Here is a 21,009-nt window from a genome sequence, read left to right as displayed (position 1 = left end):
AGGTAGAGGTTACCGGTTCTGCGGGCAGTGCCGGCCCATCGCCGGGGCGATCACACTGTGGTTACCGAACACGATGCGCGGGTTCTGGACTCCCACGGCAGAGCCCAGCCCCACCTGTCTCAAGTTCTCCATGCCGAAAGGCTTTCCCGCGCAGAACTTGTGGGCAAATCATTTACCGAAGGCGCCGACTTCGACATGCCTGTGTTGATCAATGGCGGCCGGGGACACCGCCGCTTGAAAGCTCGTCTGATAATGTTCGGAAAGCACGTTGATCGGCGGTGAAAACACGTCCGGTCGGCTGCGACGCCGATGTAGTTCAATGGTAGAACATCAGCTTCCCAAGCTGAATACGCGGGTTCGATTCCCGTCATCGGCTCCACAGATTCTCCGCAGTTCAGAGCCCTTTTTGGGGCAGTCGGACTTCGCTTGTTTGGGTTCCAAGTCCTGTGACAGGTAGACGGCAGGTACACAACCCCCTCCATTCAGTGATCAGTCAATGTGAATCCACCGAAAATGGGGGTGCTAGAGGACCGCGTCTCGGAATTCTGCAGTTCATCGATGCCGTCCGACTGGTCGTGCCCCGGCCTGAATCGGTGTCCATTGCGCGCACTGTCAGGAGAGTGCTGTCGACCTCGAAGCCGATGGTCGCCGGTACCTCGGTTCGTTTGCCGTCCATCAGTGATTCGAGCGCGACTACCAACCGATGGGGTTGGAAACTGTCTCCGCTCGGACTCCGCCCGCTTATCAGTTGAAGTTTTTGAAACCGATCTGCCGTAGCGCACCCGGACACCGGGGACCACAACTCACGCAAGAATGCAGATCTTCTCACAATCACAACTGTGAAAATACCCAAGTCCGTCAAAAATCACCTTCGAAAAGCATCAAGTACGTATTCTTCCTAAGTATCGGACAGCCCTAACCGTAAGTCCCAATGCACGACCATCGCTCTGCACGGATCCGGAGAGCCGGATAAAGCTCGAAGAAATACCCCAGTTTCGAGGACTGTCACATTAGCGTCGTGCTACCTTCCCGACGATCTTTAGAAACCGGCAGATTGGCCCCAATTCGATAGAAGGCCGTAAGTGTCCAGAGTCGAAACCTTATTCCCCGCAAGCATCGCAGCGCCTTCCCTGGTTATGACGTTCGGAGCTACGGCTTCTCACGCAACTCCCAAACCGGGCAACTTTGGCGCAGGTGCTTCTGGTGGACCTTGGTTGGTGGACTACAACTCCTCGAATCGCCTCGGATATATCAGGACAGTCACCTCATTCGGTCCAGGCTCGCCCGCTTACATTGCAGGTCCCAATTTCGATAGCAGGACATCTGCCCTGTATGCAGTAGCGAATCTTGCCGGGCCCTAGACGGAGCGAGGAGGTGAATTCAAATGGATAACGTCCTCTTTGCTATCGTCAACGTGATCGTGGCGATGGCGAACGGTTCCACGATCCCCTTCTCACTAGAAGGCGCAGGGCCACTAACCGCTCCCGACTTGTAGAGAAGATCGGCCGACCGCATGTGGATGACATTTTCAGCTCTGCCTGAAACCTGCATATCAGAAGATGCGTGGATCGTGCGGTGGTCACAAACACAAGCTCCCCTACCTGGCCAGGAAGGGGAGCTCATGTTTGACAGGTCCCAAATAGTCGGTCGAGGCCGCCCCGAATAGGATCTGCAACCGAATGTCACAGCGCCGACTGGTTTGATCACGCGAGTGTGCACCGTGAGCAGAATTCACACAGAGGTCGATTAATGTGCATCTGCTGAATCAGCCTTCTCAGCTCCGTTTGATCGAATACGTCTGCTGGCTCGAGTGCCCTTGCCACGGTGAGGCAAGCTACCGATCTCGGACGCGGGCGGGCGCTGTCTCTTGATGTTGATGTTGACCACGATGGACCTGTACCTAGTTGGCACTGACCAATTTAGGTCGTCGAACAGGTAGCCGGTGGAAGCGCTTCGCTCTTCGGCGTGATCATGAGCGGCCGCTATGTGGTGAGGATCGGTCGGTCTCCTCTTGAAATGTAGTCGGCAAATCGTTCAATTCCTGCTTGTGAGAAGCTTCCTCGGCCTGCGCGTTTAAGTGCGGCTTCGACGAATGGGAGCGGTTTCCTGCGGTATGTGCGGTAGATGCTGTCGAGTACTGGTTGCAGTGCCCGGCGTGCGAGGTCTGCTGTTTCCGGGTCTGAACCCCCGAATTTCACTGTCACATTCGGCATAGATACCCCTGCTGGTCGAGTGTCCGATTCCCTGGCCGGAAGCGTACGTATCGGGATTGCGAATCAGTACAGAAACACCAAAACAGGGCGCTAAGTCCCTACTTGCGGTGGATACGACTCCGTCTTTGGGTTGACGAAAAACAGCCCGACCGCGGCGTGCGGTCCGGCTTCTGTTCTACGACTGCGGGTTACGACCGGAAGCCGAGGCCGCGGGGTTTCGTCTGTTCACGTTGGGTGGCGAATTGCCGATGCTGACGGGTGTTTCGGTCAACGCGTACGTGAACTCTCCATCGACAACGTCCATGCAGAATGACCCCCGCGACATAGTTGCCGTCTTCGATGAGGTGGCCGAATTCATTGAGGCAATAACTACCGGCCACCCGAAGGTGCCCCGTCCCGTGGTCGACCACCTAGATCGGCGGTTCCATGGTTCCGCAGAAGCTCAATGCCTGTGCGCAACGCCCCGGGATCTGGAAGTCGTAGCTGGTCTGCATCCAAGCTGTTCCATCAGCCACTGCGATGAATGTCCCGATGGGTAGCGCTCGGAGACCCAAGTCATCGGTGCCAGTTTCCGCGATCTCATTGCCAACATGCCCCATGACGTTCTATGGTTCATTACATGAGTAATGAACCAGTGAACACCGAGCGCCGGTCATCGTGATCGACGACGGACGACCACTGTTCCAACAGATCGCCGAACAGATCGAGAGTTCGATCATCGACGGCTCACTACCCGAAGACGGGCAGGTGCCCTCAACCAACGAACTGGCGGCGTTCCACCGGATCAATCCGGCCACTGCAGCCAAGGGCCTCAATCAACTCGTGGGCGAGGGGATTCTCTACAAGAAACGCGGAATCGGAATGTTTGTCACTGTCGGCGCCCGTGATGCACTCAGGTTCAGACGCCGAGAAGCGTTCGCACACCAGTACATCGAGCCACTGGTCGCGGAGGCCGACCGCCTCCAGATTTCCCTCGACGAACTCAAATCCATGCTGGACGACAGGAAGGCGGACCGATGAACGCAAGCACGACAACGACCGAGCCCCGAGTCAGGCGTTTCGACGAAACTGAACTTGTCGCCTCGATGCGCTCCGTGGACAGAAAGTACGGGGATGTCGACGCGCTCGCGGACACCTCGTTCGAGATCAGCCGCAACAAGATCTACGGTCTGCTCGGCCGTAACGGCGCAGGCAAGACGACGATCATGCAGATACTGACCGGGCAGGACCTGCACACCCGCGGCGACGTCGAGGTATTCGGCGCTGCCCCGTTCGAAAATGCCGACGTCCTGGCGAACGTGTGCTTCGTCAAGGAAAGCCAGACGTACCCCGAAGACCTCAAGGTCAAGCACGTACTCGTCGCCGCCGGCCATCTACTCCCGAATTGGGACCACGCGTTCGCCGAGACACTGCTCGACGACTTCCAACTTCCCCTCTGTCGCAAGGTGAAGAAGCTTTCACGCGGCATGCGGTCGGCATTGGGGGTGATCATCGGACTCGCCTCCCGCGCGCCCCTGACGCTTTTCGACGAGCCGTATCTCGGTCTCGATGCCGTTGCACGCCAACTGTTCTACGATCGCCTGCTTGCGGACTACGCCGAACATCCTCGCACTGTGGTGCTTTCGACTCACCTGATCGACGAGGTAGCCAATCTACTCGAGCACGTGATTGTCGTCGACGGCGGCCGGATTGTCGTCGACGCAGACGCGGATGCACTGCGTAGCCGCGCCGTGCTGGTATCCGGTCCCATTGATGCGGTGGATGCCGTTGCTGCGTCCGGCAGGGTCCTGCGCCGGGAGACACTGGGCGCCCACAGCCGAATCATGTTGCAGGCCGATGTGACAGAGACCGAGCGAAACCGACTGCGGGAGGCAGGAGTCCAAGTGGAACCGGCATCTTTGCAGGAACTTGTCATCGCGACTTCGACGCAGCGCAAGGAGATCACCGTATGAGTATCGCAACGACAGAGCCACGGACGGTCCCGAAGACGCCCGCTCGGTCCAGGATCGGTGCCGTCCTACAACTGCACACGGTCGCGTGGCCGTTGCTGATCGCCTGGCCAGTGGGCATCCTGTTGATCTCGTTCCTGATCAGCTTCACTATCTACGCGATCGTCGGGAACGAAGAGGGTGAGGGATTCACCGGCAGTGTGTTCTCGGTCTACGGTTTCGTGCTGGCGTTCTACCTCCAGTCGATGACGCAGACGTTCCCATTCGCGCTCGGACTGAGCGTGACTCGCCGCGAGTTCTTCACTGCCACCACGGTTATGGCGCTGGCACAGTCCGCAGTCTTCGCAATCGCGCTGCAACTGCTGTCCGTGCTGGAGTCCGCCACCAACGGCTGGGGTGTGCACATGCGCATGTTCGGCATCGCACGCTATTTCACCGACAACACCGCCGTACAGTTGCTCGCACTGTTCGCGACGCTGCTGCTGACCAGTTCGATCGCAATGCTGGCAGGTGCTATCTACCAGCGGTGGAGGATCACCGGTCTACTCGCCTCCCTCACCGGGCTTTTCGGCTTGCTCGGCTTGTCAGCGATCGCGATCACCTGGGCTGGGTGGTGGCCGGCGATCGGTTCGTGGTTTGTCGATACTCCCCGAGTGGTACCGATGGCACTACTCCCTCTGGCCCTTGCCATCGCGTGCATCGCCGGAGCCTGGGCGACGTTGCGTCGAGCAACGCCGTGACCGCGCAATCATGTGCGACGCCACATGTCGCGTCGTCTCGAAGTGCTCGTCGGATCAAACCCGTCTAGACAGCTCGTCCCCCTCCCTGAGTCAGGAAAGGGGGACGAACGTCACAACAGGGTGCTATCTCGTCCCCGATTTGGTCCGCTCTACTGCCGAGCCACCCGCTCGACAAAACTCGAAGCCCGCAGCACCAGTTCATCTTTCCGGTTCTGGCGCGCAGCGGCGGCATCGTAGCCGGCATACGGGAGCGGGGGGTCGTTACGAACATTGGACGAGCACTGGAAGTCTCGGCAGATCAGTGTTCCGACCGTGCTGCCACGTCGACCGGCGGGCCCGGCCAACTTGGCGCCGTAGAAGACGACCTCGTTGGGGAGTCGCGTGTCGCGGCACCAGGAGCACTGGGCGCGCGATCGCGGAGTGGCCTCGGCTTGAACGAGCAAGACTCCGATGGTCTCCCCGTCGAGTGTCGGGACGATCGCGTAGGCGCGTCGGCCCATTTTCGGATCTCGCCAGCCCAGGTAGTCGAGAGCGTCGAAGTCGATGGTGCCGAAGCCGTCCGGCAGGGTGAGATCGGACTTCTCCTTACGACTCGCGTTGACGAGGCTGGAACGAATAGATGTATCGGTCAAAATGATCATGGGTGTATACCAATCGTGGCTCGGTGAAGGTGGGTACAGCTCATGGCCCGATCAGCACCAAGTGCTGTCGGGTCCGAAATGCGCTATCTGTCGCCGGCGAAGACGACGCCGACAACCCCCTCACGCCCATGGGGCGTCACCGTGTACGTATCCACACCGCGATGGTAGCTACAGGCCTGCGTTACAGGCCACTCGATTTATCAGTCACGCCATACCGCCGTGAACTCGTACCAAGGTCCGCCGAGGTGAGTTGCGGAGAAATCATCGAACCCCGATGGTGGGCCGCTGGGCGAGTACACCCACCCACTCGAGGTGATGAACATGCTGTCGTTGTCGATGAAGTAGACCTCATCCGGCCGCACGACATGGGCACTACTGATATCGAACTGGCCGATCTCGAGCTCTTCCACGGTCGATTCAGGCTGCTCCAAAAGACCAATCGCGATGGTCTCGAACTCTCCGCTCTTGTCGAGGAAAGTTGCCGGCGGCATCAACAACACCAGAGCTACTGCAGCGATGACGGCGATCGGGGAGGACAGAATCCACCACGACCACCGCCGGTCCTGGCCAAGGGCATAGAGGGTGCGGATCGCCCACACCAGACCGACCACGATCAAGATGAGCAGAGCCGCGGCGCTGACGAGGAAGGGATCCAACCATCTGTACTCCCCGAACGGCGAAGGCCACCAACCGTAATGCCGGCAGACCAACGCAATGAGCGGAACAACGGTGAATGCCAAAAGAATCGGCCCCGGTGGCTTGGACGACTCCGGAGGGTCAGCTACCAACCATTCACCCAGCGACTTCGGCCTTCTCATCACCCCACCGTATCTGCAGGTCATGGCAAAACTCAGCTACACGGCGAATACCTTTGCAGTACACGCACTCTCGTTCCACTCACAACAACCAACGCAGCGATCGGCACTCTCGCCGCAACCGACACAGATGGACAAACCTCACAATTCTCAGATTCAACGTGCCGATCATGCGACAATCGGACGGTGAACGAGACCGCGAGTGGAGTTTCGCACCCGCACCGACCGCGACTGCTGAGCGTCGGCGTCCTACTCTCCGCCGCCCTCCTGTGGTCCACTCCCCTCGCCGCTGCCGCGCCCACCGAACCTGGGCCGGCCAGTTGCATATCATTCGGAACCGCCCAACTGCCACCAGGTGCGCCCTCCGGTGGAGGTCGAGTCGGGTTGGCAAACCTACCGACATTCACCGGTTCAACCGCCCCCAGCTCGGTCCAGATCCGCACGCCAACTACGCAATTCAATCGTTTCTGGGACTTCGCGCTAGTCGACCACGACTTACTCGCTCGGCCGCGAGAGACAGGCGCATCAACGGCTCAACCGTGGCGTTTCGTGCCGATGCCCGAGTGCCTGCGTGGACGACTGGTCGGGATATCACTGGACGACGACGAACTCGTCGCGGTCGACGACAACGGCTGGATCTACACGATGGACAACGCATCCCAGGATCCGCTGGTGTGGAATTGGACCTCGGCATGGGGCGCACCGCTGTGGAGCGGTCCCGGCCGACAACTCCCCGGAGACCACCCGAACGGGTGGGCACTGAGCGTCTCGTCGCCTTGGGACAACCAAACTTTCACCGACGTCGCAGGACGGATTCACTTCGTTGGACTCGCCAAGATGACGATGATCCCCACGTTGACCGGGGACGGCAGCCGGATAACCTACGCGGACCCGTGGCTGCCCAACGACGACAGCTACGAGATCGGCGGCCCGCTCGGCGGGCGATTCCAGGCGGACTCGCTGTCGGCGGCCGGATCAACCACTTTCGTGATGAACAAGTACGGCGACATGTACACCCGCACATTTGATTTCGATTCTTCGGGATCGGACTCGATCTTCTTCCGCTACAGCTGGGAAGATCAGTCGGACAAGCCGTCGGCACCCAACCTCGTGGCCGAAACACTGGACCGCAGCACCGCCGCGATTCAACTTCCGGCCCCCGACTGGGTGCACCAGCCCAAAATTCCCGGTGAAGTTACATCCGCGATCAGTGTGCACTCACTCGGTCCCGGCCCGAACCGGCGGGAGTTGCGTGTCGAGGGTCTCCGCGGCGCCGAATCCGGCTTCTGGCACAAGGATCTCGTCGGCGGCGACTGGGAGTTCACACCGACCGGCGCGTCCCTCCTCGGCACACTGATCGAAAACGCGCCGACAGACCGGTCGACGGATACCCTGTCCCCCGCTGCCCCCTGGCACTTGTCCACGACCTTGCCCGCCCGCGACGGTGCCATCGACGGTCAGACTCTGATCGACATCGGGTTTCCGTACTCTGTGGTGGATCCGCGCATGCTCGACGCGATCGGCCAGCACGCACAACCGTCCGGATACCGACTGGACGTGGACCATTTCGACCCGGTCGCCACCACGCGGACCGCGACCGTGACTGCACCGGATGGCACGGTTCTTCCGGTCGTCCTGCACACCGCCGACGGACTACGGATGACTCCCCGCGCATCCGGCCTCGATGCCGATCCGCGCCACCTCGTCGGGGCAATCGAGATCCCGTCGGACGCGTACGCGGATCGGGCATCGAACCCCGCTCTGGACGCGTTCGTGCAGGACTGGATGCACGGAAACCCCATTGCCGCGATCACGCTCAGCGCCACCGACCACGACTTGGTGATCCGCTAGCCGAAAACAGCGCCGTCCACCATGTCGCCTCGATTAGGCTCAGCAGATGGTCGACACCACACCCGACGTGCCGATATCACCCGTCGACGCTGCGAGCTTCCAGCTCGGTGTGCACGTCCAGCCCTACCTGGTCACTATTGCCGGACTGCTCGCTCCTGGTGGCTTCGTCGATCGAGACGGTCGACCTGATCTAGTGCGACTTCACCGCACTCTCGCCGCTCACATCGCGCAGGAGCCGTTACTGCGGCAGCGACCGATCATGCGGAACGGGTCATGGTGGTGGACGGAAAACGACATCGACTTCGACCTCCATCTCTCGCTTGACGAACGCGGGCCTACAGAACCCGACTTCGAATCCGTCTGTGGTCGACTCGTGATGCAACCCCTCGACACCACCCGACCGTTGTGGCACATCGCCTTCGTTCCTGCAGCTCGACCGGGTCTGTGCGGCATTGTGATCCGAGTGCATCACGCGGTTCTCGACGGCGCCAGAGCCAGCGACCTTTTCGAGCGCTTGTTCGCCTCACCTGATTCGAAAAGTACCGACCCGGGCGCTCCCGTGCCGAACATCCCTCCGAAGGCCGCCGGTTCGCTCGACCTCCTCCGATTTCGAATCGGTACTTTCCTGCACCGGCCAATCCGATCACGGGTGTTGCTGGGCGCCATTGGTCCCACGAGATCGATCTCGTCCGTCAACGTCCGCACCTCTCTGATCGAGCATGCCGCGCAGCAAGCGGGAGGCACTTTGAACGATGCCTATCTCGTTGCGGTGGGCGGCGGACTGCGATTCATCCTCCAAGAATGCGGCGAGCCCATCCCCAAGTCGATTGCGGTATCGGTACCCGTCGCAGTCACAGCGATCGGTAGCGCACGCAATGCCGTCGGGTTCATGATCATCGACCTTCCACTTCGTGAAACCGACCCACAACGCACAGTCGCGATCGTCGCGAAGCAAACCGCTGCGGCCAAACCTTCCGCACGCGCTGCGGGAACAACCTTTCGGTCACCGCGTATCGCCGGCATTTTCGACAAGCTCGCAAAGCGGCAGCACATGATCGGTGCAGTCGTGTCCAACGTCCATGGACCGCGCGGCCCGCTCACGCTCGACGGGGCAGCGCTAGTCGAACTCTGGCCTCTGGGCCCGTTGGCGGGCAATGTCCGCGTCGGCTTCACCGCAGCGTCCTACAACGACACATTCTGGATCGGAATCCAGGCCGATGCCGAGCATCTCCCACCTGCAAGCAAGATCGCCCGAGCCGTCGAACGGACTCTCGACGAAATAGCCAGCACTGCACACTGACTGGATCTACTGCCACTATCCGATGCACCTCGCCGCTTGGGCAACGGATACTGTCGAGACGTCTCGACAACATCTCCACTGATTCGAGCCTGCAAGCCGGTGTCGTCACGACACGATCGTCACGAGGAAGGCGAAAGATGTTCACACCTGCAGAATTCGGCAAGGTCTCGGTACTGGTTCCTGAGAACGGTGGTGCCGTCCCCTACGGGAACACCGTGGTAGTGCACGGATCTGAAAGCACGCTCGTCATCGACCCTTCGCTCTCCCTCGACCGCGACCCCGTCGGCGCAGACCTCGTATTCGTCAGCCACGGGCACGAGGACCACATCGCCGGACTACGCCATTTCGACACCCCGGCCTATGCGCACCATCTCGACGCACCCGCAGTCGCATCCCTCGACACGATGCTCACCAATTACGGCCTTCCTCCGAACGAACGAGTCGAGGTCCAGCAGTCGATCGCTACGCAATACGGCATACCCCCGACCCACGAGAACGTGTCGGGGATCGCGGGCGGCCACGTCTTCGACCTCGGCGACCGCACTGCGACAGTCATTCATTTGCCAGGGCACACCCGCGGACACTGCGGGGTCCTCGTTGAACCCGACGGCTTCTTCTACGTCGCCGACATCGACCTCACCTCCTTCGGCCCGATGTACGGCGACCTGGGTAGCAGCGTCAACGACTTCCTCGACTCCATCGACCACGTCGCAACGATCGACGCACGCTGGTACGGAACATTCCATCAGAAGGGCGTGGTCGAGGGCAGCGACGAGTTCCGTCGCCGGTTGTCCGCATACCGCGACAAATTACTGAGCCGCGAAGACCGTCTCATCCAATTCCTCGGCGAACCAAAACTATTGGAAGACATAGTCGCTCATCGACTCGTCTACCGCCCCCACGTATCGGCACCGTACGTCGACGCCGTCGAACGACGGACAGCTCAGCTACACCTCGAACGACTCATCGCATCCGGTGCCGTCACAGTCGACGAAGACAAGGTGTTTCGCCGGACCCTCTGACATCCCTGGCGAACTGATCGCGCCATTTCGGATACTTCCGAAAATCGGACCGAAGTTCACCGAAAAAATCTGGCACTCGAGGTTGCAGAGTGCCAGTTTGGCTGGTTATCATGTTCTCGCACAGTAAGTTCGGTCGCCGTCGAGGTGACGGTGACCTTTCTTAGACGATACGGGAGGTGTGTTGCTGTGCTTCGTTTCGATCCTTTCACCGACATCGACGCGATCACCAAGTCCCTGCTTGCCACCGGAACCGGCAGCAGCCGAAGTCCACGCTTCATGCCGATGGACCTCTACAAGATCGATGACCACTACGTCCTTCACGCCGATCTTCCCGGCGTCGACCCAGGATCAGTGGACGTACAGGTAGACGGCTCGACCCTCACCCTGACCGCGCACCGCAGCGCCATTTCCGAAGAGGGAGTGACGTGGCTGGCCGGTGAGCGTTTCACAGGAACATACAGAAGGCAGCTGTCCATCAGTGAGGACATCGATTCCGAACGGATCGTCGCCTCATACGACAACGGCGTGTTGACCGTGACCTTGCCGATCGCAGAGAAGGCGAAACCGCGGCGGATCGAAATCTCGTCGGGACCGCCGTCCCGCACCGCAAACTCCGAGGTGAAAACCCAAGGACAGATCGAAGCCTGACCTGAACGGCTTGGCACGAAATCGACTGTACGAGAACCTTTCATCCAGGAGGTCCACTATGCTCGCGCCAATCATGGCCCCCGCCGCAGCTCTGGCTGAACCGGTCGTCTGGAACGAAGACCCGCAGCGGCAAGGCTGGTGGAAGCGCATCCTCGCGGCCACCCCGCCCGAGAACCCCACCAACGAAGAATTTCAACCCTGACAAAACCAGACCGTGTTCGCCGAATACGGTCACCCACAAATGAATTGATGCCTTCCGTCCGTCCACCGAGGCGGACGGACGGCATTTACAGGCGCTCTACACACGTTCAGCTCGATGAAGCATTCCGGCCGAACCGAAGAGCAATCACCTGCAGCAGGTCAGGAACCGCCCGAAATGGGCGAAGCAGGACGAAACACTCACACAACAAGGACGAAGCTCGCCGCCACCTGCCAACCGTGACTCGTACGGTTGAAATGTAGACGTCAGTGACTGCGCTGACGCTTACCGACCTCGTCGGTCCCCTGAATTGTGTGGCCGTCGAGGTCGTCTCATGTCTATACCCAAACTGAAAGTGGTCAGCCCTCAACCCTCGTCGGAGGAGATGCCGTCGCCAGACCCTCCAGAAGGATTGCCAGACCGCGCTCGAGTTCGTCCTGCCCGTCGTAGTGAGCCATGATCGTAGCCATCGACCGCAGTCTCGGAAACTCGGCAAGCGCAAGCCGATGCAGACCGAGCCGCAAGAGATCGTCCGTCTCCTCGGGATTTTCGACTATTTCCTGAAGCTCGTTGAGAATGTGCCCGTTGAGGAAGCCGAACACTGCTCGGTAGATGTGTAATGCGTCTTCAGGAGTGAAACCGGCCCGTATCAGCAGTTCGAGAATCGCTTCGACGTAGCGCAACGTCCCGGGAGGACGCAATCCGAGCGGGGTGGACAGCGGCCGAGTGACCAGCAAAGGAACCACGTTGGGGTGCGTGAGCGCGAGGCGGCGATACCCGTACGCAACTGCGTGCAGCTGCCCCCTCCAGTCGCGATCGGACGGGTCGACGACCAGTTGTTCGAGCACGGTCTCGACGACCCCGTCCAGCAGGGCCGCCTTGTTGGCCGCGTACCTGTAGAGAGTCATCGGATTTCTGTCGAGCGCTTTGCCCAGTCGGCGCATGGAGAGGCCGTCGGCACCTTCCTCGTTGATGATCGCCAACGCCGTCGAGAGTACGAGCGCCCTGGTGAGGGGCTCCTCGCGGTCCGCGGCGGGAATCAAACCCTTAGTGCGATCTGGCGAGTGTCCGGTCATCCACAAAACATACATCGTATGCCTACGCGTTGACAGAACAGTACGGCTGGTTTACTGTTCGGATACGCCCTATGCATACAACGTATACACACAACGTATACCCGGAATGTCCGGATTTACGTGGGCGCTCATCGATACGTTCCGGCGCCGGAGTCGGCGCGGACGTACGGACTCACTTTCGTCGCATGAGTCCCTTCTTCAAAGGATCGAAGATGAACAGAACATGACAGCACCCACCGCAACACGACGCTCGCGGTTCTTTCAATTCTCGGGTATTGCAACGATTTCCGTTTTCTCCGTCGGCATTCTCGTCTTGCCGGCCGGCACTGCCGGCGCGGAAGCGACTGCTGTCGGACTCGGCACCGCTGAGCCCTTTGCAGTCCTTGCCGGAGCAGGAATCACCAACACCGGACCGACAACCCTCGGCGGCGATATCGGCACGTATCCGACTCCAACCATCACCGGTGTATCGGGCCTGACGATTACCGGCACCAATCATGGTGGCGACGCGGTATCGCAGGGAGCGAAACCCGACGTGTTGACTGCCTACAACACTCTTGCCGGTCAGGGACCCACACAACCGACGGGAGACGACTTGACCGGTCGGACACTGGTTTCGGGTGTCTACAACTCCGGTTCGTCGATCGCACTGTCGGGAACCGTCACCCTCGACGCGCAAGGTGACCCCGATGCAGTCTTCGTCTTCCAAGCGGGATCAACGCTGATCACATCGTCGTCCAGCACCGTTGCACTGATCAACGGAACGCAGGCGTGCAATGTTTTCTGGCAGGTTGGAAGTTCCGCCACCCTGGGCACCAACTCCGTCTTCCGAGGAAACCTGTTGGCGCTGACAGACATTACTGCCACAACCGAGGCAACCGTCGAGGGTCGACTGTTGGCGATCAATGGCGCGGTCACTCTGGATACGAACACCGTTACGATCCCGACCTGTGCGCCTCCTGTCACGACCACGACTCCGACCACTACGACGACTACAGTCCCGCCTGACACCGCGACGACTACCACCACGACTGTGGTCCCGCCGGTGGTGACTACAACCACGACGGTCGTCCCGCCGGAGGTGACTACAACCACGACGGTCGTCCCGCCGGAGGTGACTACAACCACGACTGGTACACCGGTGGAAGCGACGACCACCACACCAGGGCCGAACGGCACGACTACAACCACTGTGGACGTACCGCCGCCGATCATCACGACCAGCCGAAACATTCCGTCCATACCCGAGATTCCCGGTCTCCCACCACTGCCGGGAATACCTCCCACCGTTCCCGGGACGGTAACCGTCCCGTCTCGGGTGCCGACGACGTCAGCTTCTCGAACGGGTACCCCGACCACTCAACCGGTAGGCCCGGAATCCCCGAATGTTCGAGCCCCTCAGGTGCAGCAGGTACCACGAGGGTCGGTCGACACCGGTGACGGAAGCACACAATCCCAACGCGACGGACAGTCCAGTGGAGGGTGGATCGCCCTGCTCGTCGGCTTCTTCAGCGTCGTGGCTATGTCGGCCCTCGTCATCCGTCGGACAAGTCGATAGATGAAAGACGAAAACTCCGTGATGGCTCCGCGAACTCGCCGAGCCATCACGGCTCTCGCCCTTACTGTTTCAGTACTCGTAACGGTGGTCGGATGCGCCGGTGGACAATCCGACAGCGGAAATTCACAACCACACTCGTCGCCTCGACAAGACACCACATCCGCGCCACGCGCCACTGACTCTGCACTGCCCGAAAGGGCGCCGGTAACTGCTGAACACCGCCCCGCGCGCCTCGAAATCCCGTCCATCGGCGTCGACACCGACATCATCGATCTCGGACTCGATACCGATGGAGCACTCGAGGTCCCACCGGATGGGAAGGACGCAGGGTGGTACACCGGCGCTCCCGCCCCCGGTGAGGTCGGACCGGCAATCATCGCCGGCCACGTCGACTGGCAAGGCACCGACGGGGTCTTCTTCGATCTGCGGAATCTCGAAACAGGAGCCGACATCATCGTCACCCGCGAAGACGGAAGTCGCGCAGTGTTCACCGCTACCAGTGTCGAACACTTCCCCAAAGAGGACTTTCCCACCGACGTCGTATACGGCGACATCGACCACCCCGGACTCCGGATCATCACGTGCGGTGGATCCTTCGACGAAACCGCACGCAGTTACAACGACAACATCATCGCATTCGCCGACCTGGCCTAACCGCCTGAGACGCCGCAGCACACCACTTCGAAAGTCCGCACGAACCGTTGGAGAACAATGACCGTATTCCACTTTCCCGTGCTCGAGAAGTTTCGATGACAGACACCGACGACATTCGAGCGAGCGCCGAAGCAGGTGTCGACGCTCCTGCATGGCGGGATCGGAAGCGTTACTGGTGGCCGTTGGGATTGCTGATCCCGCTGAGTCCCTTCCTGTCCTGGCTGCTGGTCGAATATTTGCACCTCGGCCTGTTCTGGGCGACCGGTGCCTGGATCCTGATTCTCGTCATCCCGATCGTCGACGTCGCAGTCGGCGCAGATGGCCGCAGCCCACCCGACAACGTGATCGCGGCATTGCAGGACGACCGCTACTACCGATGGTGTACCTACCTGTTCGTGCCACTTCAATACGCTGGCCTCGTCTTCGCCGCATGGTGTTGGGCGCACGCCCCGATGGCAACCGGAGAGAAGATCGCACTGGCGATGACCGTCGGCGTCGTTGCGGGCGTCGGTATCAATGCCGCACACGAACTAGGCCACAAGAGCAGCCGCCTCGAGCGGCGGTTGGCGAAAATTGTGCTCGCTCAATCGTTCTACGGGCACTTCTACATCGAGCACAATCACGGTCACCACGTCAACGTTGCGACGCCGCGCGATCCCGCCAGTGCTCGTTTCGGGGAATCGTTCTGGATATTCTTGCCCCGCAGCATATTCGGAGGTCTGAAATCGGGCTGGCGGATCGAATCAGCACGCCTGCGCCGGCAGGGTTCACCCGCACTGTCACCTCGAAACAACATCGTGCAGGCATGGTCGCTGAGCGCCGCACTGTTCGGGACGTTGATCACCTTATTCGGGTGGCAGATACTGCCCTGGCTGCTCCTGCAAGCCTTGGCCGGGATCACGTTCCTCGAGGCCGCAAACTACCTCGAACACTACGGATTGCTCCGTGCGCGAAGACAAGACGGCAGCTTTGTCAAAGCCCGGCCCGAAGACAGTTGGAACAGTGATCATCTCTTGTCCAATTTGTTCCTGTACCAATTACAACGACACAGTGACCATCACGCGAATCCGCGTCTGCGCTACCAATCTCTGCGCAGCGCTCCAACCGCTCCGCAACTCCCTGCCGGATACGCGGTGATGATCGTCTGCGCTGCCGTACCACCACTGTGGCGGCGGATGATGGATCACCGTGTCCTCGGCTACTACAACGGCAACGTCGAGCTCATTCACACCAAGGCGACGATATGAATGACAATGCCCGAGACGACGACCACAGCGACGGGCACTACACGGCCACCGGGCCGACCAAACACGCCAGAGCTGCGTACCAGCCGGCGCGCACCCGGCTCAGACGAGCCGCACCGAGCCTGGACGTCGTCGCTGCCGCGGAGTACCTGTTGACCCAGCCCGACGCATACCTCTATCGCCGCCGATACCTCGACCTGATCACTCAAACCCCCGGGCCCGACGGAACATCGATCACCGACTACGCCGCAGCTGAACGCTACCTACTTGTCACCGCTACCGCGCACCGCAGAACTCACAGTGAGGTTCGTCCATCGCCGGCACCCGGCGATTTTCTGTGAAGTGGTCACCGCAGTGTTTGATGCCAGAGAGTGACAACAGCCTGACGAATGCGGGAGCGCAGCATTTGTCATTTGCCATCACAGCTTTGATTCGCGCTCGCCAATGTCATCGAGGATCAAGAACTCGATCTTCGCTCGCTCCCCGTCCGCATCGAAGTCGTTGTCGCGGTCTGAGACACGCGTGATCAGTTCCGTCAGTGCCGCATGGATCGTCGTGTACAGAAATGCACGCGGGTCGGGCACCCCCATCACGTCGTCAGTGTTCATCTGTACCTGCGCCGTAGCGGTACGCCTGCCCAGAAACACACGCGGAAGCCGGGTCCCGGTCGGATCGGTCACCACGGAGATGTCGCCACCAACCACAACAAACAGATCGAAGTCGTACTGCATCGCGATGCCCCTCAGCCGGTGTCTGAGCCGAGTCAACTCCTCGATGAAGTCAAGCGGCACCGACGGTCCACCGAATACTGTCCTGAACGTGACCCCGCGAGTCATCGATCTGCCCCCCTTTACGAATCATCCATTTCAGGATCGAGGGCCATACCCTCTGTATCCCCCACGCCAAGTGCTCGGGCATATCGACCGGCATACCGCTCCAGTGCGACTGCTGAATCGGCCTCACCTTCCCATTGATCCGGAATCGCGGTGCCGTCACACGTTGTTCGCGACACTTGCGCCTCGGAGAACTCGACAGCGGTCCGGGTGAAGGAACACCGCACAAAACTCGTGGCCGCCGAGAATCGTGCGCCGCCGAAAGTACACTCCACGAATGAGGTATCGGCGAGCTGCGCACCAGTCAGGTCTGTGTCGTCGAATGCGCATCGTTCGAACACAGTATTGGGCACGGAGCGGAGCCCGCGTGCTTTGGCTCCAGTGAAATCGCAATCGACGACCCTCGGTCCGAGCGCCACACGCGAGAGCGTCGCACCCCGGAAACTGCACCGTTCGAGTCGGCGATTGAAACGGGGCTGTCCGGTCAGTGCCACGAAATCGAAACGGCAGTCGAATAATTCGGATTCGAAGACGGAGATCGAACCCCGAGCGAAGCTCAGATCAATCCGTTCCAACGTGAGAGATACCGAATGTCCAATCCAGCGCTACCCGCTGTCAGGCCACGCACATCGATCAGCCCGTCATCGGTCTCCGCCCGTGGGGAGACGAGAGTGTGGGGAGGCTTGACGATCCGCGACTGATCGAGCAATTGCGCCCGTAAATTATCGACGTCCTCATCTGACCAACGTCGACGTAGGGAGGTGATCGCGGACCGGTTCACGGGCTCAATAGTATCGGCAAGATCCCCAGCGATTGGCCGTGGCTGTCCGAGAAGCGAACCACCACGCATCAGTACTTCGGTAGGAATCACTTCTCGGAGCGCGCAAAACAGCCGGACCGTGAAATACACGGCCCGGCTGCAGCGCTCACGCACACCAAGTGGAACTCGGAGTCAACTGGGGTACTGAAACCGGTCGTGTACGAGTAGTTGACTCATCCCCGGATCAGTATCGAATTATCAACTCTCACAAGTTGATCACGTCGCCCACAAAGATCTGATCGGGATTGACGATCTGCGGATTCATGTCCCACACCTGCTGCCAGGTGAGACCTCGTTCTGCCGCGAGGTCGAACAATGTATCACCGGCCGCAACGACTACCTCTGAGCCGGACGCTGGAGTCTCCGACTCCGGAATGCTTTCTACCGGTGCAGATTCGGATGTCTCAGAGTAGACAACAGGAGCAGGCGCCGGTTCCGGTGCAAATTCGGGTGCTACGTCCTGTGCCGGCGCGGGCGCGGGCGCGGGAACAATACTCGACCCGGTATCGCACGCCCCGATCGAACTCAGGAAGGACATGGGATCGACTGCGCCTCCACTGTGAATGCGGAGATGCAGATGTGGACCGGTGGAGCTACCGGTGTTGCCCGTTGCCCCGATCTCGTCGCCTACCTCGACGTGTTGCCCCACACCGACCCATGTTTCGGAGAGGTGGCCCATCTGAATCTGCTCGCCACTGTCCGCTTCCAACTGGATATACGTTCCATATCCACCCGGATCATTGGGTCCGGCAACAGAAATCGTGCCCGATGTGGGCGAGTGGAGCGCGGTGCCGACGTTGACAGCGAAGTCGACTCCGTCATGTCCCGCGTGGTAACCCTGCGAAAGTGATCCGCTTACCGGCCACTCCCAATTGCAACTCGCCGACCAGCCCTGCGCACCGGCGGTACCTGCATTGGCTACTGCTCCGGCCCCCACAAGGGCGCCCAGTCCCGCAGTTACGGCGATGAATCGTTTTGTGCTGGAAGGCTTGTGTTTTCTGTGCTTACTCATGTTTTCCTTGACTGATGTGCTCGGAGCAGGTGCAGGCTCTACCCGCAGACAGCACTCAATACGTGCTGAGCTACTTGGTGTATCGCACCAAGACTCCGTTGGAGTGAAATGTTCGGATCGCGCCATGGAGAGAGGTACGGTGACCGCTCTCGAACGCGAGCGCGCGCATAGACCCGCAGGTCTGTATCTCCTGGTGACAGCACAGGAGATACGGGTTCTACATCGAGGCAGTGCCTGAATCGATCGTTGATCGAGGACTACGAATGCCGGAACAAACCGAAGGCTTCTCATTCGAAGATCGACAGGGTGGGTGTCTACCCGGATGGTCGGAAAGAGGGTGGAACATGGAGATCCTTGCGTTGCGGATGAGGAATCACCTCATACGCTGTCGCTTCACGACGCTCCACACCACGGTTGAATTACCTGGGTACATACCTGTTTTTGCGCATTCGACCCGACCGGTCGATATCAGGCGCGCCTTCGGTGGATGGCATCTGGTCGAACAATCGCCAGTGCCCCATGTCACTTCTGGAGACGATACCGCGTCTTGGTCACCCGGCGCGTCAGCGTTACCGAGATGGGACATACAGGCGGCATTGCTCCTACAAGCCGAACGGGAGACCAGTGCACGTTCCCGGCATCGGAAACGCGTGCTGATCTCCCGTTCGGCGATCTGTTGCCTAGTGGATCTACTGCTGAGTCGCAGCTACTTTCTCGGCTGCGTGGTGAGCGGCAATGTATCCGTAAACCAGCCCCTGGCCGATCGTTGCACCGGCGCCCGGGTAGGTGTGACCGAATGCGTTGGCCGCAGTATTGCCGATCGCATACAGGCCGTCGATCACGCTGCCGTCCTCACGAAGCACGCGTGCATGCTCGTCTGCCTGCACACCGCCGCAGGTGCCGAGGTCGCTGAGCGTCATCTTCACCGCGTAGAGGGCACTCGTGTCGAGCTTCCTCAGGTTCGGGTTCGGGGACACTGTCGGGTCGCCGTAGTACCGATCGTATGCACTTCCGCCGCGACCAAATTCCGCATCGCTACCGGCAGCAGCGGCCTCGTTGAACTTCTCGAAGGACTCGGCAAAAGCCTCCTCGGGAAGACCGACCTTGCGGGCAAGCTCGACCGGACTGCTCGCCTTGTGCGCGATGCCGGAGTCGAAAAATGCCTGCGGAAGCGGCTGACGGGGGAAGATACCGCCTGCGAACACGTAGCTGTTGCGGTACTCCTGGTCGAAAACAAACCACATCGACTCGGCCGGATCTCCGGCCTTTTCCCGTTCGAGCACGCGCTGGCCGAACGACATGTAGTCCGTCGCCTCGTTCACGAATCGACGACCGGTCTGGTCGACGATGAACGAGCCTGGCAGCGCACGCTCTGCGAGCATCACCATCGGCGGGCGGCCCTTGATGCTTGCCACCGCCGGGAACCACCACGACTGATCCATCGATCCGATACCTGCGCCGAGCTCTTGTGCTGCCTCGATCGCTTCGCCGGTGTTGCCCTCTGCGCCCAGGCTCTCGTGCTCACCGAGCCTCTCCGACTGGTACTTGTGGCGCCACTCCATGTTGTGGTCGAACCCGCCGGCTGCCAGAACGACACCACGCCGAGCGGTCACCGTCACTTCACGTCCGTCTTGCACCACAACTGCACCCGTTACGCGGCCATCTTCGGTGATGAGCCGAACCAACGACGTTTCCGTCCACACCGGGATACCGGCCTGGACCACACCTGCGAACAGGCCGGCGGCGAGCGCCTGACCGCCTGCGATGTATTCACGCTTGAGTACGTACTTGCCGTAAACGCCCTGCGCCAGGCGGCGGATGATGCGAGGGAAAGCCTTGCTCGGCTTCTTCACCATCAGGTTCATCCACTTGTAGTCCGCACCTGTCACCGGCATCGGCAGTCCGGCTTCCATCAAACCGGGCCGCAGGCGACCGCGTTCCGCGCCGAGTACCGACGCGTCGAACGGCAGGCACTCGCAGGTACGTCCGGCGGCGCTACCTCCCGGCAGTTCGGGGTGGTAATCGGAGTATTCCTTGGCCCAGAAGAACTTCATGGGCGTCGTGCGGTAAAGCATGTCGACGGTGGCCGCACCGTTGTCGACGAATGCCTCCCCACGTTGGGCAGGGGCAGTATCACCGACCACCGACCGCACGTATGTCTTCGCGCGCTCAACGGTGTCGCCCGCACCGGCTTTCGCCAAGATCGGGTTGGCAGGCATCCAGAACGCTCCACCGGACCGCGCCGTCGAACCGCCAACGTACTGCGTCTTCTCCACGATCAGCGTGGACAAGCCGAGCTCGTTCGCGGTGAGGGCGGCAGCCATGCCGGTACCGGACCCGATCACCAGTAGATCGACAACGATGTCCTTGGCTTGTGTCGCGGGGGGTGCCTGATTCTTCGCCATTGAACAAATCCCTTCACGTGGTTATCGAC

At 60.4% G+C, this 21,009-nt stretch carries 22 protein-coding genes and 1 tRNA gene; 13 read left to right on the top strand and 10 right to left on the bottom strand.

The features are described 5' to 3' along the window. Positions 1 to 9 precede the first annotated feature (9 nt). Positions 10 to 132 carry a hypothetical protein gene (locus tag A0W34_RS33615; protein WP_256261805.1) on the bottom strand — a complete coding sequence of 41 codons (123 nt, stop codon included), beginning with the start codon at positions 130 to 132 and terminating at the stop codon, positions 10 to 12. Between the two features lie 173 nt (positions 133 to 305). On the opposite strand from A0W34_RS33615, the gene A0W34_RS06135 reads away from it, so the two are divergent. Further along, positions 306 to 379, top strand: a tRNA-Gly gene (locus A0W34_RS06135). 2,009 nt (positions 380 to 2,388) lie between these two features. Here A0W34_RS06135 and A0W34_RS33610 read toward each other — a convergent pair. Continuing rightward, the gene (locus A0W34_RS33610) at positions 2,389 to 2,517 is read right to left on the bottom strand and encodes a hypothetical protein (protein ID WP_269750087.1); all 129 of its coding nucleotides are present in this window, start codon (positions 2,515 to 2,517) and stop codon (positions 2,389 to 2,391) included. Positions 2,518 to 2,870: 353 nt separating this feature from the next. On the opposite strand from A0W34_RS33610, the gene A0W34_RS06120 reads away from it, so the two are divergent. The 3 genes from A0W34_RS06120 to A0W34_RS06110 are packed head-to-tail and all read left to right on the top strand — an operon-like array spanning position 2,871 to position 4,902. Continuing rightward, positions 2,871 to 3,233, top strand: a complete 363-nt coding sequence (locus A0W34_RS06120; protein WP_064689431.1) for a GntR family transcriptional regulator — start codon at positions 2,871 to 2,873, stop codon at positions 3,231 to 3,233. Further along, positions 3,230 to 4,165 carry an ATP-binding cassette domain-containing protein gene (locus A0W34_RS06115; protein WP_064689432.1) on the top strand — a complete coding sequence of 312 codons (936 nt, stop codon included), beginning with the start codon at positions 3,230 to 3,232 and terminating at the stop codon, positions 4,163 to 4,165. Before A0W34_RS06120 ends, A0W34_RS06115 begins: the two co-directional genes overlap by 4 nt. Further along, the gene (locus tag A0W34_RS06110; RefSeq protein ID WP_007726514.1) at positions 4,162 to 4,902 is read left to right on the top strand and encodes a hypothetical protein; all 741 of its coding nucleotides are present in this window, start codon (positions 4,162 to 4,164) and stop codon (positions 4,900 to 4,902) included. Before A0W34_RS06115 ends, A0W34_RS06110 begins: the two co-directional genes overlap by 4 nt. Positions 4,903 to 5,051: 149 nt before the next feature. On the opposite strand, the gene A0W34_RS06105 is transcribed toward A0W34_RS06110, so the two are convergent. Together A0W34_RS06105 and A0W34_RS06100 are read right to left on the bottom strand one after the other, a co-directional pair. Next, on the bottom strand, positions 5,052 to 5,543 hold the full coding sequence (locus A0W34_RS06105) for an FBP domain-containing protein (protein ID WP_007726512.1): 492 nt from the start codon (positions 5,541 to 5,543) through the stop codon (positions 5,052 to 5,054). Between the two features lie 200 nt (positions 5,544 to 5,743). Further along, the gene (locus A0W34_RS06100) at positions 5,744 to 6,361 is read right to left on the bottom strand and encodes a hypothetical protein (protein WP_007726510.1); all 618 of its coding nucleotides are present in this window, start codon (positions 6,359 to 6,361) and stop codon (positions 5,744 to 5,746) included. A gap of 183 nt (positions 6,362 to 6,544) precedes the next feature. Between A0W34_RS06100 and A0W34_RS06095 the strand changes: the two genes are divergently transcribed. The 5 genes from A0W34_RS06095 (at position 6,545) to A0W34_RS33140 (ending at position 11,381) form a co-directional block, all read left to right on the top strand. Next, entirely contained in the window at positions 6,545 to 8,209 is a 1,665-nt protein-coding gene (locus A0W34_RS06095; RefSeq protein ID WP_232329998.1) for a hypothetical protein, read from the top strand. A gap of 46 nt (positions 8,210 to 8,255) precedes the next feature. After that, entirely contained in the window at positions 8,256 to 9,509 is a 1,254-nt protein-coding gene (locus A0W34_RS06090) for a wax ester/triacylglycerol synthase domain-containing protein (RefSeq protein WP_064689433.1), read from the top strand. 137 nt (positions 9,510 to 9,646) lie between these two features. Next, positions 9,647 to 10,531, top strand: a complete 885-nt coding sequence (locus A0W34_RS06085; RefSeq protein ID WP_042452347.1) for an MBL fold metallo-hydrolase — start codon at positions 9,647 to 9,649, stop codon at positions 10,529 to 10,531. Between the two features lie 186 nt (positions 10,532 to 10,717). Next, positions 10,718 to 11,179 (top strand): Hsp20/alpha crystallin family protein, encoded by a 462-nt coding sequence (locus tag A0W34_RS06080; RefSeq protein ID WP_007726499.1) that lies wholly within the window; start codon positions 10,718 to 10,720, stop codon positions 11,177 to 11,179. Positions 11,180 to 11,237: 58 nt separating this feature from the next. Continuing rightward, entirely contained in the window at positions 11,238 to 11,381 is a 144-nt protein-coding gene (locus A0W34_RS33140) for a hypothetical protein (RefSeq protein ID WP_193595562.1), read from the top strand. A 356-nt stretch (positions 11,382 to 11,737) separates the two neighbouring features. Here A0W34_RS33140 and A0W34_RS06075 read toward each other — a convergent pair whose 3' ends face one another. Then, positions 11,738 to 12,454 carry a TetR/AcrR family transcriptional regulator C-terminal domain-containing protein gene (locus A0W34_RS06075; protein WP_058038923.1) on the bottom strand — a complete coding sequence of 239 codons (717 nt, stop codon included), beginning with the start codon at positions 12,452 to 12,454 and terminating at the stop codon, positions 11,738 to 11,740. Positions 12,455 to 12,677: 223 nt separating this feature from the next. Here A0W34_RS06075 and A0W34_RS06070 point away from each other — a divergent pair, with 223 nt between their 5' ends. The 4 genes from A0W34_RS06070 (at position 12,678) to A0W34_RS06055 (ending at position 16,251) form a co-directional block, all read left to right on the top strand. Then, positions 12,678 to 14,012, top strand: coding sequence for an ice-binding family protein (locus A0W34_RS06070; RefSeq protein WP_081557472.1), 1,335 nt, complete (start codon positions 12,678 to 12,680; stop codon positions 14,010 to 14,012). Next, the gene (locus tag A0W34_RS06065) at positions 14,013 to 14,666 is read left to right on the top strand and encodes a class F sortase (protein WP_003943710.1); all 654 of its coding nucleotides are present in this window, start codon (positions 14,013 to 14,015) and stop codon (positions 14,664 to 14,666) included. It abuts the gene before it with no gap. A 95-nt stretch (positions 14,667 to 14,761) separates the two neighbouring features. After that, positions 14,762 to 15,913, top strand: coding sequence for an alkane 1-monooxygenase (locus A0W34_RS06060; protein WP_063315140.1), 1,152 nt, complete (start codon positions 14,762 to 14,764; stop codon positions 15,911 to 15,913). Beyond that, entirely contained in the window at positions 15,910 to 16,251 is a 342-nt protein-coding gene (locus A0W34_RS06055) for a hypothetical protein (RefSeq protein WP_063314901.1), read from the top strand. The genes A0W34_RS06060 and A0W34_RS06055 overlap by 4 nt, the downstream gene beginning before the upstream one ends. Positions 16,252 to 16,329: 78 nt before the next feature. Here A0W34_RS06055 and A0W34_RS06050 read toward each other — a convergent pair whose 3' ends face one another. The 5 genes from A0W34_RS06050 to A0W34_RS06035 form a co-directional block, all read right to left on the bottom strand. Further along, on the bottom strand, positions 16,330 to 16,641 hold the full coding sequence (locus A0W34_RS06050) for a hypothetical protein (protein ID WP_232329997.1): 312 nt from the start codon (positions 16,639 to 16,641) through the stop codon (positions 16,330 to 16,332). A 119-nt stretch (positions 16,642 to 16,760) separates the two neighbouring features. Then, positions 16,761 to 17,084, bottom strand: coding sequence for a pentapeptide repeat-containing protein (locus A0W34_RS33385; RefSeq protein WP_411561140.1), 324 nt, complete (start codon positions 17,082 to 17,084; stop codon positions 16,761 to 16,763). Positions 17,085 to 17,299: 215 nt separating this feature from the next. Further along, positions 17,300 to 17,524, bottom strand: coding sequence for a hypothetical protein (locus tag A0W34_RS33380; RefSeq protein ID WP_223304614.1), 225 nt, complete (start codon positions 17,522 to 17,524; stop codon positions 17,300 to 17,302). Positions 17,525 to 17,768: 244 nt separating this feature from the next. Further along, the gene (locus tag A0W34_RS06040) at positions 17,769 to 18,575 is read right to left on the bottom strand and encodes a M23 family metallopeptidase (protein ID WP_232329995.1); all 807 of its coding nucleotides are present in this window, start codon (positions 18,573 to 18,575) and stop codon (positions 17,769 to 17,771) included. 689 nt (positions 18,576 to 19,264) lie between these two features. After that, entirely contained in the window at positions 19,265 to 20,980 is a 1,716-nt protein-coding gene (locus A0W34_RS06035; RefSeq protein WP_058038916.1) for a 3-ketosteroid-delta-1-dehydrogenase, read from the bottom strand. Positions 20,981 to 21,009 lie beyond the last annotated feature (29 nt).

The sequence above is a fragment of the Rhodococcus sp. BH4 genome, assembly GCF_002079265.1.
In the GTDB taxonomy this organism is placed as follows: Bacteria; Actinomycetota; Actinomycetes; order Mycobacteriales; family Mycobacteriaceae; genus Rhodococcus_F; species Rhodococcus_F qingshengii.
This window is presented reverse-complemented; position numbering and strand designations above follow the sequence as displayed.